This is a genomic window from Knoellia koreensis, from assembly GCF_013041615.1.
Taxonomy (GTDB): domain Bacteria; phylum Actinomycetota; class Actinomycetes; order Actinomycetales; family Dermatophilaceae; genus Pedococcus; species Pedococcus koreensis.
Genome location: NZ_JABEPQ010000002.1, coordinates 1,066,119 through 1,081,517, shown reverse-complemented (window position 1 = coordinate 1,081,517; position 15,399 = coordinate 1,066,119). Strand labels below are relative to the sequence as shown.

Sequence of the window (15,399 nt, the reverse complement as noted above, 5' to 3'; positions counted from 1 at the left end):
AGGAGCGACACCATGGCCATTCTTGAGGCGCCTCGCGCTACCGAACGCCAGGCACCACCCGCCCACAGGCGCGCACGGGGCCGCGCCATCGTGAAATGGGTGACGACGACCGACCACAAGGTCATCGGCAACTGGTACTTCGTCACGTCCTTCACCCTGTTCATGGTCGGCGGCCTGCTGGCGATGTTGATCCGCGCCGAGCTCTTCGAGCCGGGTCTGCAGGTCGTCGACAACCCTGAGCAGTACAACCAGCTGTTCACAATCCACGGCACGATCATGCTGCTGCTGTTCGCGACGCCACTGTTCGCCGCCTTCGCCAACGCGATCATGCCGCTTCAGATCGGCGCCCCCGACGTGGCGTTCCCACGCCTGAACATGTTCGCCTACTGGCTGTACCTGTTCGGCGCCCTCATGGTCCTTGGAGGTTTCATGACGCCGACCGGTGCCGCCTCCTTCGGGTGGACGGGCTACGCGCCCCTGTCGGACGCGGTCAACAGTCCAGGTATCGGAGGTGACCTGTGGGTCATGGGTTTGGCCCTGTCGGGATTCGGCACCATCTTGGGTTCAGTCAACTTCATCACCACGATCATCTGCATGCGCGCCCCCGGCATGACGATGTTCCGGATGCCACTTTTCACCTGGACCGTGCTGATCACGTCACTGTTGGTGTTGATGGCCTTTCCGGTCCTGGCCTCCGCACTGTTAGCCCTGGCTGCAGATCGTCGCTTCGGCGCTCACATCTTCGATCCAGGAAATGGCGGCCCGATCTTGTGGCAGCACCTGTTCTGGTTCTTCGGGCACCCCGAGGTCTACATCATCGCCCTGCCGTTCTTCGGCATCATCTCCGAGATCCTGCCCGTCTTCTCGCGCAAGCCGATCTTCGGCTACAAGACCCTCGTCTTCGCCACGATCGCGATCGCTGCCCTGTCCGTCACCGTCTGGGCCCACCACATGTACGCCACCGGCCAGGTGCTCCTGCCGTTCTTCGCGGTGATGACGATGCTCATCGCCGTGCCCACCGGGGTGAAGTTCTTCAATTGGATCGGCACCATGTGGTGCGGCAAGCTCACGTTCGAGACGCCGATGCTGTGGTCGATCGGTTTCCTCGTGACGTTCCTGTTTGGCGGTCTTACCGGGGTGATCCTGTCCAGCCCCGCCCTGGACTTCCACCTGTCCGACAGCTACTTCATCGTCGCCCACTTCCACTACACCGTCTTCGGCACCGTGGTGTTCGCGATGTTCGCCGGCTTCTACTTCTGGTGGCCCAAGTTCACCGGGCGCATGCTTGACGAGACCCTCGGCAAGATCCACTTCTGGATGCTGTTCATCGGGTTCCACACCACCTTCCTCATCCAGCACGTGCTCGGCATCGACGGCATGCCCCGCCGCTACGCGGACTACCTGCCCGAGGACGGCTTCACCTGGATGAACCAGGTCTCGACGTACGGGGCGTTCCTGCTCGCCGCCTCGACGCTGCCGTTCCTGTATAACGTGTGGAAGACGTGGCGCACCGCGCCACTGGTCGAGACCCACGACCCGTGGGGCTGGGGTGCCTCCCTGGAGTGGGCGACCTCCTGCCCGCCGCCGCGGCACAACTTCGACACCATCCCGCGCATCCGCTCGGAGCGTCCGGCGTTCGACCTGCACCACCCCGAGGCGGCCCCGACGTCCGCCCTTCGCGCAGATCCCGGTGTCCTTACCGGGGTCGTGGTTGAGGCCCCCACCTCGGACGGGCATGTCACGGGCTCGTATGATTCGGACCTGCACCCTCGGTTTCACGAGGAGCGAGACTGAGCTCTGCGACGGTGGAAGGGCCATGCAGGTGAGTCGACCTCGGTCTCCAGGAGGCGCCGACCGGTGGGCGGCGATCCTGGTCAGTGCGCAGTTCTCGCTCCTGATCGTCTTGGCGCTCTGGCCCAGTCGTGCCCTCCGCGCGTCGCCCTTCCACGCTCTGAGTTGGCTCCTACTGGTCAGTGGCGCTGCGTTGGCGCTCGTGGCTGTACCGACGCTGGGTCACGCTCTGACGGTCTCTCCTGTGCCCAAGCCTGGGGCGGGGGTGCGCGAAACCGGCATTTATGGGTGGGTTCGCCATCCCATGTATGCCGGAGTGCTGCTCGCCGGCGCAGGGCTGGCCCTTCGGGGTGGGTCGTGGGTGCACCTGGGCGCATTGCTGGCGCTGGTCTTGGTCCTCGTCGGCAAGATCGGTTTTGAGGAGAGTCGACTGCGGCAGCTCTACCCGGGGTATGCCGATTACCAAAGACGCGTCGGAGCGCTCGTGCCTCGACACGACAGGATCGCAGGCATTTGGACCCGTCAGGACGGTTGAGCAAGCGACCTTCCGCCGTGACCAACTCACGGGTGTGCGGGCGCAGCGCGGGACGAGGCTTCAGCGGCGATGATGGCCTATGAGAGGGTGCTGAACCCATGACTCCGGTAGAGGGCCTGCGCCTGGGTGCTCGTCATGAAGGCGACGAAAGCCTCCGCCAGGTCAGGGTGAGTCGACTTGGTGGCCGCAGCGCAGGCATAGTGCCCTTCCCCCTGCTCGGCAGGGTCAAGGGTGATGGCCGTGAATCCTTCCCCTCGGCTGGTGTGCCATGTCGCCTCCGTGGTCCAGACAACGGCGACGTCGACTCGGTCTTCGGCCAGCCATGCGGGGCCTTGGCGATGGTGGATGTCCGTCAGGATTGTGTCGCCGCTTGCGTGCTTGTCGGCCATGATTCGCTCGCGCAGCCGCAATCCGCCGACACGCTCGATGGTCTCAGCGGCAAGGGCCCCGATCCCTTCCGTTGCGGGGTTGGGAAACGCTACGCGGATCCCTGGCGCAGCCAGATCCTCCCACCCGGTGATCGCCAGCGGGTTGCCGCGCTGCACGAGAAGCGCCAGGTCGTTGGACGCGTAGGCGTTGGCGCACCCGACAAGACCCTCGTCGCGCAGCTCGAGAAGGGTGGTGGGGCTGAGCGCAACGACGTCGGGCGGGGTGCTGATAACGAGGTCATTGACCTGCAGCCTCCCGGTGCGTACCTGATCCGCGACGATCCCGGGTGGCAAGGTCTCGTAGAAGACGCTGGAGACTGCATCATGCTGCGCTACGAAGGCGTCGATGAGGGTTGGCACCACCATGAATTGGTTGCCGGCGAAGAAGACCGCCAAGTCGCAAGCCGCGGGGTCGCCACCAAGGTCGAGGACCGTGTCGAACGAACCAGCTGAGAAGTACGTCACCGAAGCTCTAGGGGCGGACATAGGACCAGCCCTGACGTTGCCGACGAACCAGTTGCCCCAACCCCGACGACGCAACCGACACGCCCGGTGCGAGTTCTTGGGGGGCAATGTCCATGCGTGCCAGCGTGTTTCCGCAAGCCACTAAGGAGAGCCCCCGGTCGCGAAGATCCTGAACCGTTCCCGCGTGAGGATTGCTTCGCAGCATCACCGCGACTCCGGGTCCGTGAGCAACGAGCTCCACTGGCGAACGGTCCAGCTCGTCGAGAAGGTGGCCCACGTTGCGCAGGACTGCCTCGAACTTGCCGCTCGTGTCCTCATCGAGGTGGATCACTACGCCGACCTCGTCTTCTGCTCGGGTTGTCGCTGTGCTCATCGCCGGCATCTACCTCTCATCGAAGACTTCTCTTGGTCGGAACACGCATGTACGTTAGTCCAAAGATCTTTGGAGGAACAGTGTCAGAGTCACGAGACCAGGTGTTCGGCGAACTCGCGGTGGTGGGCAAGGCCTTCGCCAGTGCGCGACGTCTGGAAATCATTGAGCTGCTCGCCCAGTCCGAGCACTCGGTGGACGAGATCGTCAAGGCAACAGGCCAAGGACTGAGCTCGGTGTCTGCCCACCTTCAGATCCTGCGGGGCGCGAACCTGGTTCGCGTGCGCAGGATGGGTACGCGTCAGATCTACCGCTTGACGGACCACGATGTGGCTGAGTTGCACGCCGCCCTCGGGGCAGTGGCTAAGCGCCACTCTCCTGACGTGAAGTTCGCCTTGGAGTCATATCTCGGCTCCGGTGGCCTAGAGGTCGACGAGGTCAGTCGGGCCGAGCTGCTTGACCTCATGCGACGCGAAGACATCGCCTTGCTGGATGTGCGGCCCCACGGCGAGTACTCCAGTGGGCACATTGCGGGGGCGATCTCCATGCCCTTGGAGGAGGTCAATGAGCGGCTGGGCGACATCGATCCAGCGGTTCGAATAGTGACCTACTGCCGTGGCGCCTACTGCGTCATGGCGCACGACGCAGTCACCCTGATCCACGCCATGGGACGTGAGGCAGTGCGTCTGCAGGACGGGATGTTGGAGTGGCGTCTTGCAGGCCTGCCCGTTGCGGTCGGCCACCGGTGACCGCGGCAAGACAGGTCCTGGCTGGATGGGAAACCCGGCAGTGGTCGACGGCAGCTCTGGTTGCCCTGGCCTACGGAATCGCCGTCGCCGTTCCCACGGACCTGATCGACACACCTGCGTTCAGCCGTGAGATCCCGCCAACGTGGTGGGCCTGGCCCTCACTGGTGATCAGCTCAGTGCTGGTGGGACTCCTTGTCGGAACCTACGTAGCTGACGACAAGTCCGCCGGTCCGACACTTCAAGGCGGGAACGCAGAGGGTGCAGCAGCCGCTGAGCGGCAGGTCAGCAGCTACGCCGGGGCGTTCCTGACCTTTTTCGCGGTCGGCTGCCCCGTGTGCAACAAGCTCGTCCTGCTGGCCTTGGGGTACACCGGTGCCATCACCTGGTTCGAACCCTTCCAGCCGATCCTCCAAGCCGCCGGCATCGCCCTGTTGGCCTGGGCGCTGCGCGGACGGCTGGCGGCCTCCCGATCATGCCCCGTACCCACCACCTAGCCCGCTACACGTTCCGCACAACGTCTGAAGGGAAACACGTCATGGTTGCAAGCACCTCCCCGCGCTCCTCGCCGGTAGTCCCCGTGGTGATAGCGGTAGTCGCCGTCCTGTTGGCTGCTGTCGCCTTCATCGCGAGTCGGCCGAACGAGACTGCCAGGTCGTCGTCCGCGACGGCATCCGGTGGACAATCGCCGTCTGCGCCCGCGGCTTCGGAGAATGACCCACTGGTACGACTGGCGAGACGCACGCCGAACGACCCCCTGGCGATGGGCAAGGTGGACGCCCCGGTGGTGATGATCTCCTACTCCGAATTCCAATGCCCCTTCTGCGGAAAGTTTGCTCGAGACACTCAGCCGACTCTGGTGAAGAAGTACGTGGACTCAGGGGTCCTCCGCATCGAGTGGCGCGATTTTCCGTATCTAGGGCAGGAGTCGATGACTGCGGCCCTGGCGGGCCGGGCCGCGGCAAAGCAGGGTGGATTCTGGGCCTTCCATGATGCGCTCTACCACAACCAGCAGCCGGTCAATGCTGGCAAGCTGACTCCCCAGTACCTGGGATCCGTCGCCGACAAGGCTGGACTCGATGGCGCCAAGCTGGTGACGGACATGAAACGTCCAGAACTGACCGAAGCCGTGAACGCCGATGCTCGGGAAGGACAGTCGATAGGGGTCACTGGAACCCCTGCATTCATCATCAATGGACAGCCGATCATCGGCGCCCAGCCGACGGAGGTCTTCGAGAAGGCGATCGAGGACGCCGCCAAGCGATGACCGAAGTCAACCTGCTTGCGGCGCTGGCGGCTGGAACCTTGTCGTTGCTGTCGCCATGCAGCGCCCTTCTCCTGCCCTCCTTCTTCGCCTATGCCTTTGCCAGCCGGACGGCGCTGATGGCCAGGACCGGAGTGTTCTACCTAGGCCTCTTGATAACCTTGGTCCCACTGGGTTCAGGCGCAGCGGCCGTATCCAGCCTGTTCTACGCACACCGCGAAGCGGTCATCACCGGTGCCGGGTGGACCATCATCGTTCTGGGATTGGCTCAAATCCTTGGTCTCGGGTTCTCCATACCCGGGGTAGGACGACTGCAGGCGTGGACCCAACGCCGACAGAGCGGGCTTGGGGGATACGGCTCCACCCTGGTGCTGGGCGCGATCTATGGTCTCGCCGGGTTCTGCTCAGGACCGGTCCTTGGCGCAATCCTCACGGTTGCTGCCACCCAGCCCAATCCCACCCAAGGCGGACTGCTGCTCGCTGTCTATGCGTTGGGCATGGCAGCACCTCTATTCGTCCTCGCCGCGCTGTGGGACAGATTCAAGCTGGGACAACGAGGCTGGCTACGGGGACGTTCGCTTCCAGTCGGACGGCTACAGCTGCACACAACATCACTGGTCTCAGGAGTCCTCTTCATCGTCATCGGGTACCTGTTTCTCCGATTCGATGGAACGGCCGGTGTGTCAGCCTGGTTTGGCATCGGTGATACGAGCGACCTCGAGGTCACGGCGCAGAACGCCGTCACTCGCACGGTTGCTGATGTCCCGCTCTGGTCGGCGCCGTTGGCGGTCGCCGTCATTGCAGCGGCGGTTGCCCTGCGCAGGGTAAACACATTCCAGCGCAACAGGAGCCGTAGCCGCGATTCAGCGACCTAGCCCCCCCGGGAGGTACGTCCATGGTGTGCATGCGTCAGTCGTCGCGGCCGGCGCGATGACCCTCCTTGCTGCCGGGGTCCTTCGGTGGTTTAGCGCCAGACCGACTCTTGCCCATGAACCAGAAACCGACGCCGAATATCACGATGATGATCAACCCGTAAATGAGCCACGTAGCCGTGAAGTGTTCCATCGCCCTCTCCTCCGCTTGATTCTCCACCCAACCACACTGTCAACTCTGGTGCGGGCCGGCAGGCAGGGTCCGCCAGGGGGAGAGCGAGGGCAGTGCGAGCTCAGGGGTCGGGCGCCGGGGTGCGGCGGCACCCGACCCCGGACGATGCCCGCGGTACCTGCCGGGGCCGGGTGGCGGGCAGGGGATCGGTGGTCGCGCGTGAGGGGTGGCGTGTCGGAGACCCCCGCTGAGGGGGTAGCGGGTCAGCGGCCGAACAGTCGACCGAAGAACGAGCCAGATGATGAGGCCTGCTTCTCGGCGTCGGTGTGGCCGGGGCAGCGGTCGGCGCGGGGGATGCCGGCCATGACCTGGTCGACGTGCTGGCCGCAGCCGGCCCAGGTGGTCTTGCCGCAGATCTTGCAGTTGACGGGACGGCACATGGTGAGTTCTCCTTCGAGGTGGGGTGGTGAAAGGCGTCGTGGGTCTGAGGTGGTGGGCGACGGGCGCGGTGGTGGTGCCTCAGGCGGCGGTGGCGATGGGAAGTCCAGCCGCAGCGGCGTTCTCCGCGAAGCTGTCGTCGACGGCCACGACGAGGATGCCGCGGGCGGCCAGGACGGACGCAGCGATGGAGGCGCGGTACCCGCCGGCGCAGTGCACCCAGACCTCGCCGGCCGGGACGTCACCGATACGGGAAAGCAGCTCGTGCAACGGGATGTTCGTGGCGTCGTCGATGTGTCCGTCGTCGTACTCCGAGGCCCGGCGCACGTCGAGGACCTGCACGGGGCGGTGGTGGCGGACCTGGGCGAGGTCGGCGAACGCGACCCGCTCGAACGTGCCGAGGTCGCCGTCGGTCCAGTCGTCCGGGGTGCCGGTCGCGGCACCTTCGAGGCGGTCGATGCCGATACGCACCAGCTCACGCTGCGCGTCCGCGACCTGCTCTGCGCTGTCTCCGAGAAGGGTCAGCGGGGTGCCCCACGGGATGAGCCAGCCGAGGTATGTGGCGAACTGGCCGTCGAGCCCGAAGTTGAGGGTGCCGGTGACGTGACCCGCGGCGAACGCGGTCCGGGTGCGCAGGTCCACCACCCACTCACCGGCCGCGATGCGCGCGGCCAGGGTGTCCCTGTCGGCCGCCTGCGGCGCGTTCAGGTCGGGCGCGCTCGGGCCGGCCTCGTTGGCCGGGCCCATGTGCGCGTAGTACGCCGGGTAGGCGTCCAGGCCGGCCAGGGTGTCGGCGACCCAGCGCTCCCGGCCTTCTGTCAGGGCGGGGTTCTGCTTGCGTTCCTGTCCGATGGTGGAGGCGGTCGTGTCGCCGGTGGAACCGGCGGAGCAGAACGACCCGAAGCCGTGGGTGGGCAGGACGTGCGTGTGCTCGGGCAGCTCCTCGGCGAGCCGGTGCGCCGAGGCGAACTGGTGGTTCACCAGCTCGTGGGTGTGGTCATGGCCGAGCAGGTCCGGGCGGCCGGTGCCGCCGAACAGCAGTGACCCGCCGGTGAAGACGCCGACCGGCTCGAACGCCGCGCCAGCAGCGGGTGCTGCCTCGAGGGCGTAGGACAGGTGGGTGTAGGTGTGGCCAGGGGTGGCGATGGCGCGGACCCGCATCGTGGCGGACACCTCGACGACGTCGTCGTCGCTGATGGGCGAGCGGTCGTACGCGACGTCGTCTGCGGCGTTGACGTGGTATCTGGCACCGGTCGCCGCCGCGAGGGCAAGGCCGCCGGTGACGTAGTCGTTGTGGATGTGGGTCTCGAACACGTGCGTGATGCGCACGCCGGCGTCTGCGGCGAGGGCCTGGACGCGGTCGATGTCGCGTTGCGGGTCGATGACCACAGCGACCTGCCCGTCATGGGCGAGGTAGGAGCGGTCACCGAGAGTGGGGGTGTCGATGGGGACGATGACTGGGGTGGTCGTCGTGGGGGTGCTCATGGGGTTCCTTCGCAGTCGGGGTCGGTCGTGCGCAATGGTGGGCTGTTCTAGTGCCACTCAGGCGGCGTTCGGCCGGGTGCCGGTCACCACGGGACGGCCAGTGTGGACCCAGCCGGAGGTGCCACCGGCGACGGAACGCGCGTCAAACCCGTTGTGCCGCAGGTAGTCGGTCATGGCACCGGATCGGTTCCCGGAGGCGCAGATGATGAAGACGGGGCGGGACTTGTCGAGCTCGCCGGTTCGCGATGGCAGCTCGCCCATCGGCATGAGGACGGCGCCGGGGACGTGTCCGCCGACGTATTCGCCGGGCTCGCGGACGTCGATGACGGTGGCCCCGTCGGCCAGGGCGTCGGCGAAGGCGTCGAGGGTGACCTCGGACATTCCAGAACTCCTCACGATGGGGGTGAGATACCTACAGGGGTATCTGAGTAGGCTCAACCGTAGTACCCTCGGGGGTATTCCCGTCAAGCCCGGGGCTGCCGAGCTAAGCCCCGACCGGCAGTGGTCGGAGCGCAAGTCGCGTTGGGAATGAATGTCAGACGGGCATCGCTTGATACCCCACCAGGTATTTTTCCTCAACCATATGCACAGGAGCACAACCCATGGCCACGCAGACCCTCACCTCAAAGAACTTCGAGTCCACCATCACGGCCGGCGGCATCGTCCTGGTCGACTTCTGGGCGTCCTGGTGCGGCCCGTGCCGCCAGTTCGCGCCCGTATTCGAGGCCGCCTCGGTCACCCACGACGACATCGTGTTCGGCAAGGTCGACACCGAAGACGAGCAGACCCTCGCCGCCGCCGCGAAGATCACGTCCATCCCCACCCTGATGGCGTTCCGCGACGGCATCCTGGTGTTCTCCCAGCCGGGAGCCCTCCCGGCTGCCGGTCTCGAGCAGGTCATCGACGGCGTCCGCGCCCTGGACATGGACGCCATCCGCACCCAGCTCGCCCAGCAGAACCAGCCCGCCTAAACGTCCGCACCCGCGATACCGAGCACGTGAACGCCAGCACTGACCAAGGGCACCCGTCGTGAGCTACGCCCTGAGCACCACCGTGAACCAGCCCTTCGCGCCCACGCTGGACGCGACGCGGTCGGCGCTGGCCGACCAAGGCTTCGGCGTCCTGACCGAGATCGACCTCGCCGCAACCCTCAAGGCCAAGCCCGACGCCGACATCCCCGCGCAGGTCATCCTCGGCGCCTGCCGCCCACCACTGGCCTACGCCGCTGTCCAGGCAGAACCGTCCATCGGGCTGCTCCTGCCGTGCAACGTCGTCGTGCGCTCCATCGACGACGACACCACCCTCGTCGAAGCGATGGACCCCAAGGTCATGGTCACGATGACCCGCAACGAGAACCTCACCGACGTCACCGCCGACGCTCGCGAGAGGCTGACCGCGGCACTCAACTCTCTCACCGTCTGACGCACGTCAACACCCTGTTTCGCCATTCGCCCAGACCGAGCCCCAGGAGCACACCGATGGTCACCCTCAACACCGACGACATGACCCCCGTCATCAACCGCCTACGCCGCGCCCAAGGCCAGCTCGGGGGCGTCATCCGGCTCATCGAAGAAGGCCGCGACTGCCGCGATGTCGTCACCCAGCTCGCCGCCGTCAACCGCGCCCTCGACCGAGCCGGGTTCGCCATCGTCTCCTCCGGCATGCGCGAATGCCTCACCTCCCCCGACGGCATCAACGCCGAGGACCAGGCCACCATGGAAAAGCTCTTCCTCACCCTCGCCTGACAAACGCCCTGTGCACGTGCCGTGCAGGGCGAGCGCATCGTCGTTGTCGAACCGCCGAGGCGCCCCGCACCGGCTAGAACGGCGCATGGCGCGTTCTGCGCCTGTGCGCCGTCGTCCCGCGCCAATGGCCCGTCCCCTCGTTAGGCCGGGTGAGGTCCAACCATGAAGAAACCCGCAGAGCCTGCCGCGCGCCCTGCGCGCTTGACGCTCGGCTGGGTCGCACGGACCTGCTCGGACAGATTGAGCAGGGCGGTTCCGCGAAGGACGGGACTGCTGCACGATCAGGGGACTGATTTCTACGCTGCCTGATCGGCGGCCTTGCTCATGATGAGTTCGTACTCGATGGGCGTCAACCGGCCGAGGCGGTCTTGTCGTCGGCGTCGGTGGTAGGTCCGTTCGATCCAGGTCACGATCGCGATCCGCAGCTCGTCGCGGGTATCCCATCGACGCCGGTCGAGGACGTTCTTTTGCAGGAGGGCGAAGAAGCTTTCCATGGCGGCGTTGTCACCCGCTGAGCCGACCTGGCCCATGGAGCCGACCATCTGGTGGCGCCACAGCGTCTGCTGCAGCTTCCGGGCGCGAAATTGCGAGCCCCTGTCCGAATGCAGCGTGCAGCCGGCCACGGTCAGGCCCTCGATCCGGCGTCGGGAGGCCGCGTTGTTGAGGGCGTCGACGGCGATCTTGGACTCCATCCGGTCGCTAATGGAGTAGCCCACGATCCGGTTGGACCACACGTCCTTGATCGCGCACAGGTACAGCTTGCCCTCACCGGTGCGGTGCTCGGTCAGGTCGGTCACCCACAGCCGGTTCGGGCCATCGGCGGTGAACACGCGCCGCACCAGGTCATCGTGGGCCGGGGTGCCGACCTTGCCCCGCTTGCCGCGCTTCTTCTTGCCGAACACGCTCCACCAGCCGTTGTCCGAGCAGATCCGCCACATCGTCCGTTCGCTGGCAACGTGGCCGGCGTCGGTGACCTCGTCGAACAGGAACCGGTACCCGAACTCCGGGTCGTCGCGGTGGGCGTCGAAGACCGCGTTCGACAGGTAAGCCTCGGTCAGCTCGCTGCCGGTGACCGGGGTCGCCAACCACCGGTAGTACGGCGACCGACCCAGCCCAAGGACCTCGAGCGACACCACCGCCGGGACCCGCTCGCTACGAGGTCTCTCACGAGCGGGTAGAACCTTTTCCCGGTAGATGCGCCTGCGACAGGTACGCCGCGGCCCTGCGCAGGACCTCGTTCTCCTGCTCCAGGCGCCGGATCCGACGACGTGCCTCACGCAGCTCGCCGGCCTGCTCCTTGGTCACTCCAGCCCTGGCACCGTCCTCGATGTCGGCCTGACGCAGCCACTTAGACAACGTCACCGGGTGCACACCAAAGTCGTGCGCGATCTGTTCGAGTGTCTCCCCGGGTCCGCGATCGCGGGCAACCCGGATCACGTCCTCCTTGAACTCCGTTGGGTACCTGCCAGCCACGATGAACATCCTTCCAGCCAGGACCCTCGCCCTAGCCAAACTCGATGTCCCCAATCCGTGCAGCAGTCCCGAGAGCCAACCTTCAGCAGTCCCCTTCGCGGGTGCTCAGTGGTCGGCGCGCGCGATCGTCGGGTGTCATTGCAGTTCGCGTCGGGCCAGAAGGCTGGCGAGTTCGGCGAGTGATTCGTCGCTGAGGAGGCTCGGGTTGAGGGCCATCGCTTCCAGGAGTCCTCTGAGCTGCGCTGGTGGCAGTTCGGCGATGGAGCGTTGTAACTGCTCGAGACCGTCGGTGTCGATGATGTGGGCTTTGGCCACCAGGCGAATCTGCTCGTCGCTGTATGCCTTGGCCGCGAGGGCGGCGAGGTAGCGCGCTTGCGCCTCCGCGCGGGACATATCGGGGCGGCCTTCGTGTGGTGAATTGGCGATTTGTCGGCCGGGGTCGGCGACGGTGGCGTCGATAGTGCGCGACCTGCGCACCATCCATAGCGGCACGCGTGCGGCCAGCCTGTCGCGGCGCGCTTGGACGGCTGATCGTCCGGACTCGCGCCACCATTGCTGAATGTGCGGCTGGGCGGCGATGAGGCCGCGGCCTAGGAGATGCAGGACTACGGCCGCGACAGCTTGGGCGAGTTCGTCCTCGTCTTGGTCTTCGCGTCGCTGCTCAACGGTGATGTAGACGTTCTGGGTGACGACGAGCGGGTCGGAGTCGGTGCCATCGTCGGGAATGAATCGAGCACTCCCTTGCAGATGGCCGTCGCGGTCGTAGAGGTTCTGGTGGAGGCCGCCTTCCCGTTTCTGGCCGGGGGACAGGTCGTCGTCGTCCCATTCGTAGTGACCCCTGATCCGCCCCATGGGTAGGACTGTATTCCTTCGCCCGGCGGGCTCGTGGAGGCCTCGAGAATCCGGTCGCCGAGCCGATTCCTCTGCCGGAGTGTCCCCGGGCACAAGGCGCATCGGTCAGGTGAGCCATGGATCCTCTCTACGTAGTTGAGTTCGACGTTGAGCGTGCTGGTGCGGGGGAGTCCGCTCTGCTGGTGCCAGAACAGAGGAAAGTGGACCCCGGGAGCTCGAGCCGCCGCCCGAGTTGGCATCGAGCTGCTCTCGCGGGTGGGTTGCCCGTCTGGTCTTGGGCTCGATGAGGGCCGTAGGGTGCGCGGTGATGCAGACCGACCCTTTGGTGGACCCTCAGGCGCTGCGTGATGCTCGCGTCAAGGCCGGCCTCACACAGCACGAACTGGCACGCCTCGTGGGAGTGGCTGGAGGAGAGCGGGTGTCGAGGTGGGAGAGGAGCGCGTCGGTCCCCCGAGCGGAGGTCCTGCACAGGATCGCCGACGTCCTGAACGTCACGTCGGCGGACTTGCTCGTCCCCGCAACGGGGGACCCAGACCTTCGACGGCTGCGAGTCCTGGCCGGTCTCAGCGCACGGCAGGTCGCCGAGGAGACGCACGTGTCCGTTCCGACCTATGCGCGCTGGGAGTCTGGTCAGCTGGACCGTATGCCGTCACAGGTCGCCTTGCAGGCGCTGGCCAAGGTGCTGGGAGTTGGCGTTGACGAGGTCAGGGCCGCTCTGACGGCTGCTCGACGCGGCGGAGAGTGAACAGGCCGGCGGTGGTGTGCTGGTCGAGCAGCACGATGTTGGCGAGCACGTCGACCGTGATCCAGCCGCCTCCCTCGGCCGCCATTCGGAGCCGGCCGGTGGTGCGCCCGGTGCGGAGGGAGGCGGAGATCTGCTCGGCGACGCCTTCGTCGTCGGGGTGGATCCACCTGGCGTCGGGATGCGCTGGGTCCAGGGTCCAGTGCAGGCCCGGCAGCGGCTGGTCGATCCAGCGCAGGATCCTGAGGTTCTTGAGGTTGAACAGGGCGCGGTGTTCGCCAGGCCGCGCCATGCTCTCGAGCACTCGTTGCTCCAACACGACCGGGGGAGGGGCGGCAGGGGTCGCCTCGGCCGGGCCGATGTCTTGGGTGATGCCTCGAAGCACGACTTCGACGCGGCCGTCCCGGAGCTCCTCGACGGCGCGGCACGACAGGTGTCCGGCTCGCATCTCGCCGTCGTCGCGGCGGATGGCCCAGACCGCCTGATGCTCGTCGCCTGGCCTTGACCGGATCAGCAGGGCCAGTGCTGCGGCATCGTCGGTGTTCGGGACGAGGCGGGTGAAGGCCTCTGCGGTGGCACGCTCGGTCTGCCGGTCCTCGGGCTCGACCCCGTACAGGTCGAGCAGGTCGTCGCTGCCGCCGATGGTGTCGGTACTGAGGTTGAAGTGCCAGGCGCCGGCCAGGCCGCGTTCCGGGGCTGTCTCGTCGACTTGACCCGTCCATACCCACACGCCGTGCACGTCGCCCCGGTAGGAATGCAGCGGGTAGCCCAGGACGCGACGGCCCCCATCGTGGGTCACGAGCTCCTGAGCTCTGCCGCTTTCCGTCACCTCGGCGACGATCTCCTCGACAGCTCGAAGCGATCGACCCCGTCCCAGGACCGAGCGCAGCGGGACCATGCGCTTCGGGGTCGAACCGACCCCGATGATGCTCGGGGGGAGATCCCCTCCGAAGGTTTCGATCAAGAGCCAGCGGTTGGACATGGCATCCCCTTCGTAAACCCTTGAGAGTCTAGGTGCGCCCAGCGCCAAGTCGGCGGGTCAAGACCTGGTACCGGCTGCCGGCGATCCGGGACAACGCGTTCGCAACCTGGGCGTCTGCGCCGACAATGATGCGACGACGACCTAGGCCAGATCCCCGGAGTATCACTTCGGCTGCGGCATCGGGGGAGGTACGCGCTATGACGTCGTCAAATCGCTCCACGATGCCTGCTCGGTCGGCAGCCGTTGCGTAGAGCCCGTTACGCATGACGTCGGTCCGCACCCCACCCGGGAATGCGCAGCTCACCGTCACATTGGCGGGGGTCTCCTGCTGCAGTGCCTCGGTGAACCCTCTGACGGCGAACTTCGCAGCGTTGTAGGCGCTGTACCCAGCCACGCCCACCAGCCCGAACGCACTGGAAACGTTGACGATCCGTGCCCTGGCATGCGTAGACAGCGCCGGGAGGAAGGCTTGGCAGCAGGAGATCGTGCCGAGCAGATCGACCTGGATGACCCGCTGGATGTCGGCGAAGTCGGAGTCGACGAGCGGGCCATGATGGATCAGGCCGGCGACGTTGAACAGCGCATCCGGTGGGCCGTCGTCCTCGACGACCTGCCGGGCGGCATCAACGACAGCACCATGGTCGGCGACGTCGACTTCCCAGCTGCTCGCAGGGACACCTAGGTCCCTGCAGCGATCCGCCACCCGCGACAGCGCGTCGGGGTTGTTGTCGACTAGGACCACGGCGGTCCCCGCGGCGGCGAGCTGAGTCGCCAACGCTGCGCCGATACCTCCACCGGCCCCAGTCACCACCGCACGACGCGAACGCATCGACTTGCCTCCGATGGATGCCAGACGAAACATCGAATATCCTTTCCCTACTGCGCCCGGGACTCTCTGATCTCGGGATGGGTCAGCGCTAGGAACCCATCGGCCTGGTCCCCTGCAACGTATCCGCGATCCTCCACGCCTCTCATCGGCGGACGGACAGAAGTGCAACGGGATAGCAGGTTGACCACAGCAGACAACGTCATGCATCCG

General features: G+C 66.2%; 19 protein-coding genes and 1 pseudogene. 10 read left to right on the top strand and 10 right to left on the bottom strand.

Going from position 1 to position 15,399, the window contains the following annotated elements; translation table 11 throughout:
• Window positions 1–12 precede the first annotated feature (12 nt).
• Together ctaD and HJG52_RS21865 are read left to right on the top strand one after the other, a co-directional pair.
• Entirely contained in the window at window positions 13–1,794 is a 1,782-nt protein-coding gene (gene ctaD, locus HJG52_RS13455; RefSeq protein WP_171244036.1) for an aa3-type cytochrome oxidase subunit I, read from the top strand.
• Window positions 1,736–2,326: a methyltransferase family protein gene (locus tag HJG52_RS21865; RefSeq protein ID WP_430413344.1), complete on the top strand. Its 591-nt coding sequence runs from the start codon at window positions 1,736–1,738 to the stop codon at window positions 2,324–2,326. The genes ctaD and HJG52_RS21865 overlap by 59 nt, the downstream gene beginning before the upstream one ends.
• A gap of 77 nt (window positions 2,327–2,403) precedes the next feature.
• Here HJG52_RS21865 and HJG52_RS13445 read toward each other — a convergent pair whose 3' ends face one another.
• Window positions 2,404–3,219, bottom strand: a complete 816-nt coding sequence (locus tag HJG52_RS13445; protein ID WP_171244034.1) for an extracellular solute-binding protein — start codon at window positions 3,217–3,219, stop codon at window positions 2,404–2,406.
• Window positions 3,220–3,226: 7 nt separating this feature from the next.
• Window positions 3,227–3,601, bottom strand: coding sequence for a DsrE family protein (locus HJG52_RS13440; RefSeq protein ID WP_171244033.1), 375 nt, complete (start codon window positions 3,599–3,601; stop codon window positions 3,227–3,229).
• Window positions 3,602–3,693: 92 nt separating this feature from the next.
• Here HJG52_RS13440 and HJG52_RS13435 point away from each other — a divergent pair, with 92 nt between their 5' ends.
• From HJG52_RS13435 to HJG52_RS13420, 4 genes are all read left to right on the top strand, one after another.
• Window positions 3,694–4,338, top strand: coding sequence for an ArsR/SmtB family transcription factor (locus HJG52_RS13435; RefSeq protein ID WP_346767733.1), 645 nt, complete (start codon window positions 3,694–3,696; stop codon window positions 4,336–4,338).
• Entirely contained in the window at window positions 4,335–4,832 is a 498-nt protein-coding gene (locus HJG52_RS13430) for a hypothetical protein (protein WP_206070561.1), read from the top strand. Before HJG52_RS13435 ends, HJG52_RS13430 begins: the two co-directional genes overlap by 4 nt.
• A 266-nt stretch (window positions 4,833–5,098) precedes the next feature.
• Window positions 5,099–5,602, top strand: coding sequence for a DsbA family protein (locus tag HJG52_RS13425; protein WP_240977820.1), 504 nt, complete (start codon window positions 5,099–5,101; stop codon window positions 5,600–5,602).
• A complete protein-coding gene (locus HJG52_RS13420; protein WP_171244030.1) occupies window positions 5,599–6,474 on the top strand; it encodes a cytochrome c biogenesis CcdA family protein in 876 nt (291 codons plus the stop codon). Before HJG52_RS13425 ends, HJG52_RS13420 begins: the two co-directional genes overlap by 4 nt.
• 34 nt (window positions 6,475–6,508) lie before the next feature.
• Here the strand turns inward: HJG52_RS13420 and HJG52_RS13415 are convergent, their stop codons facing one another.
• The 4 genes from HJG52_RS13415 to HJG52_RS13400 all read right to left on the bottom strand — a co-directional run bounded on the left by HJG52_RS13415 (window position 6,509) and on the right by HJG52_RS13400 (window position 8,947).
• Window positions 6,509–6,664: a hypothetical protein gene (locus HJG52_RS13415; RefSeq protein WP_171244029.1), complete on the bottom strand. Its 156-nt coding sequence runs from the start codon at window positions 6,662–6,664 to the stop codon at window positions 6,509–6,511.
• Between the two features lie 242 nt (window positions 6,665–6,906).
• Window positions 6,907–7,083 (bottom strand): hypothetical protein, encoded by a 177-nt coding sequence (locus HJG52_RS13410; protein ID WP_171244028.1) that lies wholly within the window; start codon window positions 7,081–7,083, stop codon window positions 6,907–6,909.
• Window positions 7,084–7,162: 79 nt separating this feature from the next.
• A complete protein-coding gene (locus tag HJG52_RS13405; RefSeq protein WP_171244027.1) occupies window positions 7,163–8,566 on the bottom strand; it encodes a rhodanese-like domain-containing protein in 1,404 nt (467 codons plus the stop codon).
• A 57-nt stretch (window positions 8,567–8,623) separates the two neighbouring features.
• Window positions 8,624–8,947: a rhodanese-like domain-containing protein gene (locus tag HJG52_RS13400; protein WP_171244026.1), complete on the bottom strand. Its 324-nt coding sequence runs from the start codon at window positions 8,945–8,947 to the stop codon at window positions 8,624–8,626.
• Between the two features lie 221 nt (window positions 8,948–9,168).
• Here HJG52_RS13400 and trxA point away from each other — a divergent pair, with 221 nt between their 5' ends.
• From trxA to HJG52_RS13385, 3 genes are read left to right on the top strand one after another with little or no spacing between them, the layout of a single operon-like run.
• Window positions 9,169–9,537 carry a thioredoxin gene (gene trxA / locus HJG52_RS13395; RefSeq protein ID WP_171244025.1) on the top strand — a complete coding sequence of 123 codons (369 nt, stop codon included), beginning with the start codon at window positions 9,169–9,171 and terminating at the stop codon, window positions 9,535–9,537.
• A 58-nt stretch (window positions 9,538–9,595) separates the two neighbouring features.
• Window positions 9,596–9,988 (top strand): DUF302 domain-containing protein, encoded by a 393-nt coding sequence (locus HJG52_RS13390; protein ID WP_171244024.1) that lies wholly within the window; start codon window positions 9,596–9,598, stop codon window positions 9,986–9,988.
• A 56-nt stretch (window positions 9,989–10,044) separates the two neighbouring features.
• Window positions 10,045–10,311, top strand: coding sequence for a metal-sensitive transcriptional regulator (locus HJG52_RS13385; RefSeq protein WP_171244023.1), 267 nt, complete (start codon window positions 10,045–10,047; stop codon window positions 10,309–10,311).
• Between the two features lie 296 nt (window positions 10,312–10,607).
• On the opposite strand, the pseudogene HJG52_RS13380 reads toward HJG52_RS13385, so the two are convergent.
• Together HJG52_RS13380 and HJG52_RS13375 are read right to left on the bottom strand one after the other, a co-directional pair.
• Window positions 10,608–11,793: pseudogene (locus tag HJG52_RS13380) on the bottom strand (IS3 family transposase).
• 126 nt (window positions 11,794–11,919) lie between these two features.
• On the bottom strand, window positions 11,920–12,636 hold the full coding sequence (locus tag HJG52_RS13375) for a hypothetical protein (protein WP_171244022.1): 717 nt from the start codon (window positions 12,634–12,636) through the stop codon (window positions 11,920–11,922).
• Window positions 12,637–12,943: 307 nt separating this feature from the next.
• On the opposite strand from HJG52_RS13375, the gene HJG52_RS13370 reads away from it, so the two are divergent.
• Window positions 12,944–13,381, top strand: coding sequence for a helix-turn-helix transcriptional regulator (locus HJG52_RS13370; RefSeq protein ID WP_240978038.1), 438 nt, complete (start codon window positions 12,944–12,946; stop codon window positions 13,379–13,381).
• On the opposite strand, the gene HJG52_RS13365 is transcribed toward HJG52_RS13370, so the two are convergent.
• Window positions 13,341–14,360, bottom strand: a complete 1,020-nt coding sequence (locus HJG52_RS13365) for a GAF domain-containing protein (protein ID WP_171244020.1) — start codon at window positions 14,358–14,360, stop codon at window positions 13,341–13,343. The genes HJG52_RS13370 and HJG52_RS13365 overlap by 41 nt on opposite strands.
• 28 nt (window positions 14,361–14,388) lie before the next feature.
• A complete protein-coding gene (locus tag HJG52_RS13360; RefSeq protein ID WP_277352160.1) occupies window positions 14,389–15,189 on the bottom strand; it encodes an SDR family NAD(P)-dependent oxidoreductase in 801 nt (266 codons plus the stop codon).
• Window positions 15,190–15,399 lie beyond the last annotated feature (210 nt).

Bases quoted from the DNA above. Each gene is read 5' to 3' on its own strand.
- ctaD (WP_171244036.1), top strand. From the start codon at position 13: ATGGCCATTCTTGAGGCGCCTCGCGCTACCGAACGCCAGGCACCACCC.
- HJG52_RS21865 (WP_430413344.1), top strand. From the start codon at position 1,736: ATGTCACGGGCTCGTATGATTCGGACCTGCACCCTCGGTTTCACGAGG.
- HJG52_RS13440 (WP_171244033.1), bottom strand. From the start codon at position 3,601: ATGCCGGCGATGAGCACAGCGACAACCCGAGCAGAAGACGAGGTCGGC.
- HJG52_RS13425 (WP_240977820.1), top strand. From the start codon at position 5,099: ATGGGCAAGGTGGACGCCCCGGTGGTGATGATCTCCTACTCCGAATTC.
- HJG52_RS13420 (WP_171244030.1), top strand. From the start codon at position 5,599: ATGACCGAAGTCAACCTGCTTGCGGCGCTGGCGGCTGGAACCTTGTCG.
- HJG52_RS13415 (WP_171244029.1), bottom strand. From the start codon at position 6,664: ATGGAACACTTCACGGCTACGTGGCTCATTTACGGGTTGATCATCATC.
- HJG52_RS13410 (WP_171244028.1), bottom strand. From the start codon at position 7,083: ATGTGCCGTCCCGTCAACTGCAAGATCTGCGGCAAGACCACCTGGGCC.
- HJG52_RS13405 (WP_171244027.1), bottom strand. From the start codon at position 8,566: ATGAGCACCCCCACGACGACCACCCCAGTCATCGTCCCCATCGACACC.
- HJG52_RS13400 (WP_171244026.1), bottom strand. From the start codon at position 8,947: ATGTCCGAGGTCACCCTCGACGCCTTCGCCGACGCCCTGGCCGACGGG.
- trxA (WP_171244025.1), top strand. From the start codon at position 9,169: ATGGCCACGCAGACCCTCACCTCAAAGAACTTCGAGTCCACCATCACG.
- HJG52_RS13385 (WP_171244023.1), top strand. From the start codon at position 10,045: ATGGTCACCCTCAACACCGACGACATGACCCCCGTCATCAACCGCCTA.
- HJG52_RS13375 (WP_171244022.1), bottom strand. From the start codon at position 12,636: ATGGGGCGGATCAGGGGTCACTACGAATGGGACGACGACGACCTGTCC.
- HJG52_RS13370 (WP_240978038.1), top strand. From the start codon at position 12,944: ATGCAGACCGACCCTTTGGTGGACCCTCAGGCGCTGCGTGATGCTCGC.
- HJG52_RS13365 (WP_171244020.1), bottom strand. From the start codon at position 14,360: ATGTCCAACCGCTGGCTCTTGATCGAAACCTTCGGAGGGGATCTCCCC.
- HJG52_RS13360 (WP_277352160.1), bottom strand. From the start codon at position 15,189: ATGCGTTCGCGTCGTGCGGTGGTGACTGGGGCCGGTGGAGGTATCGGC.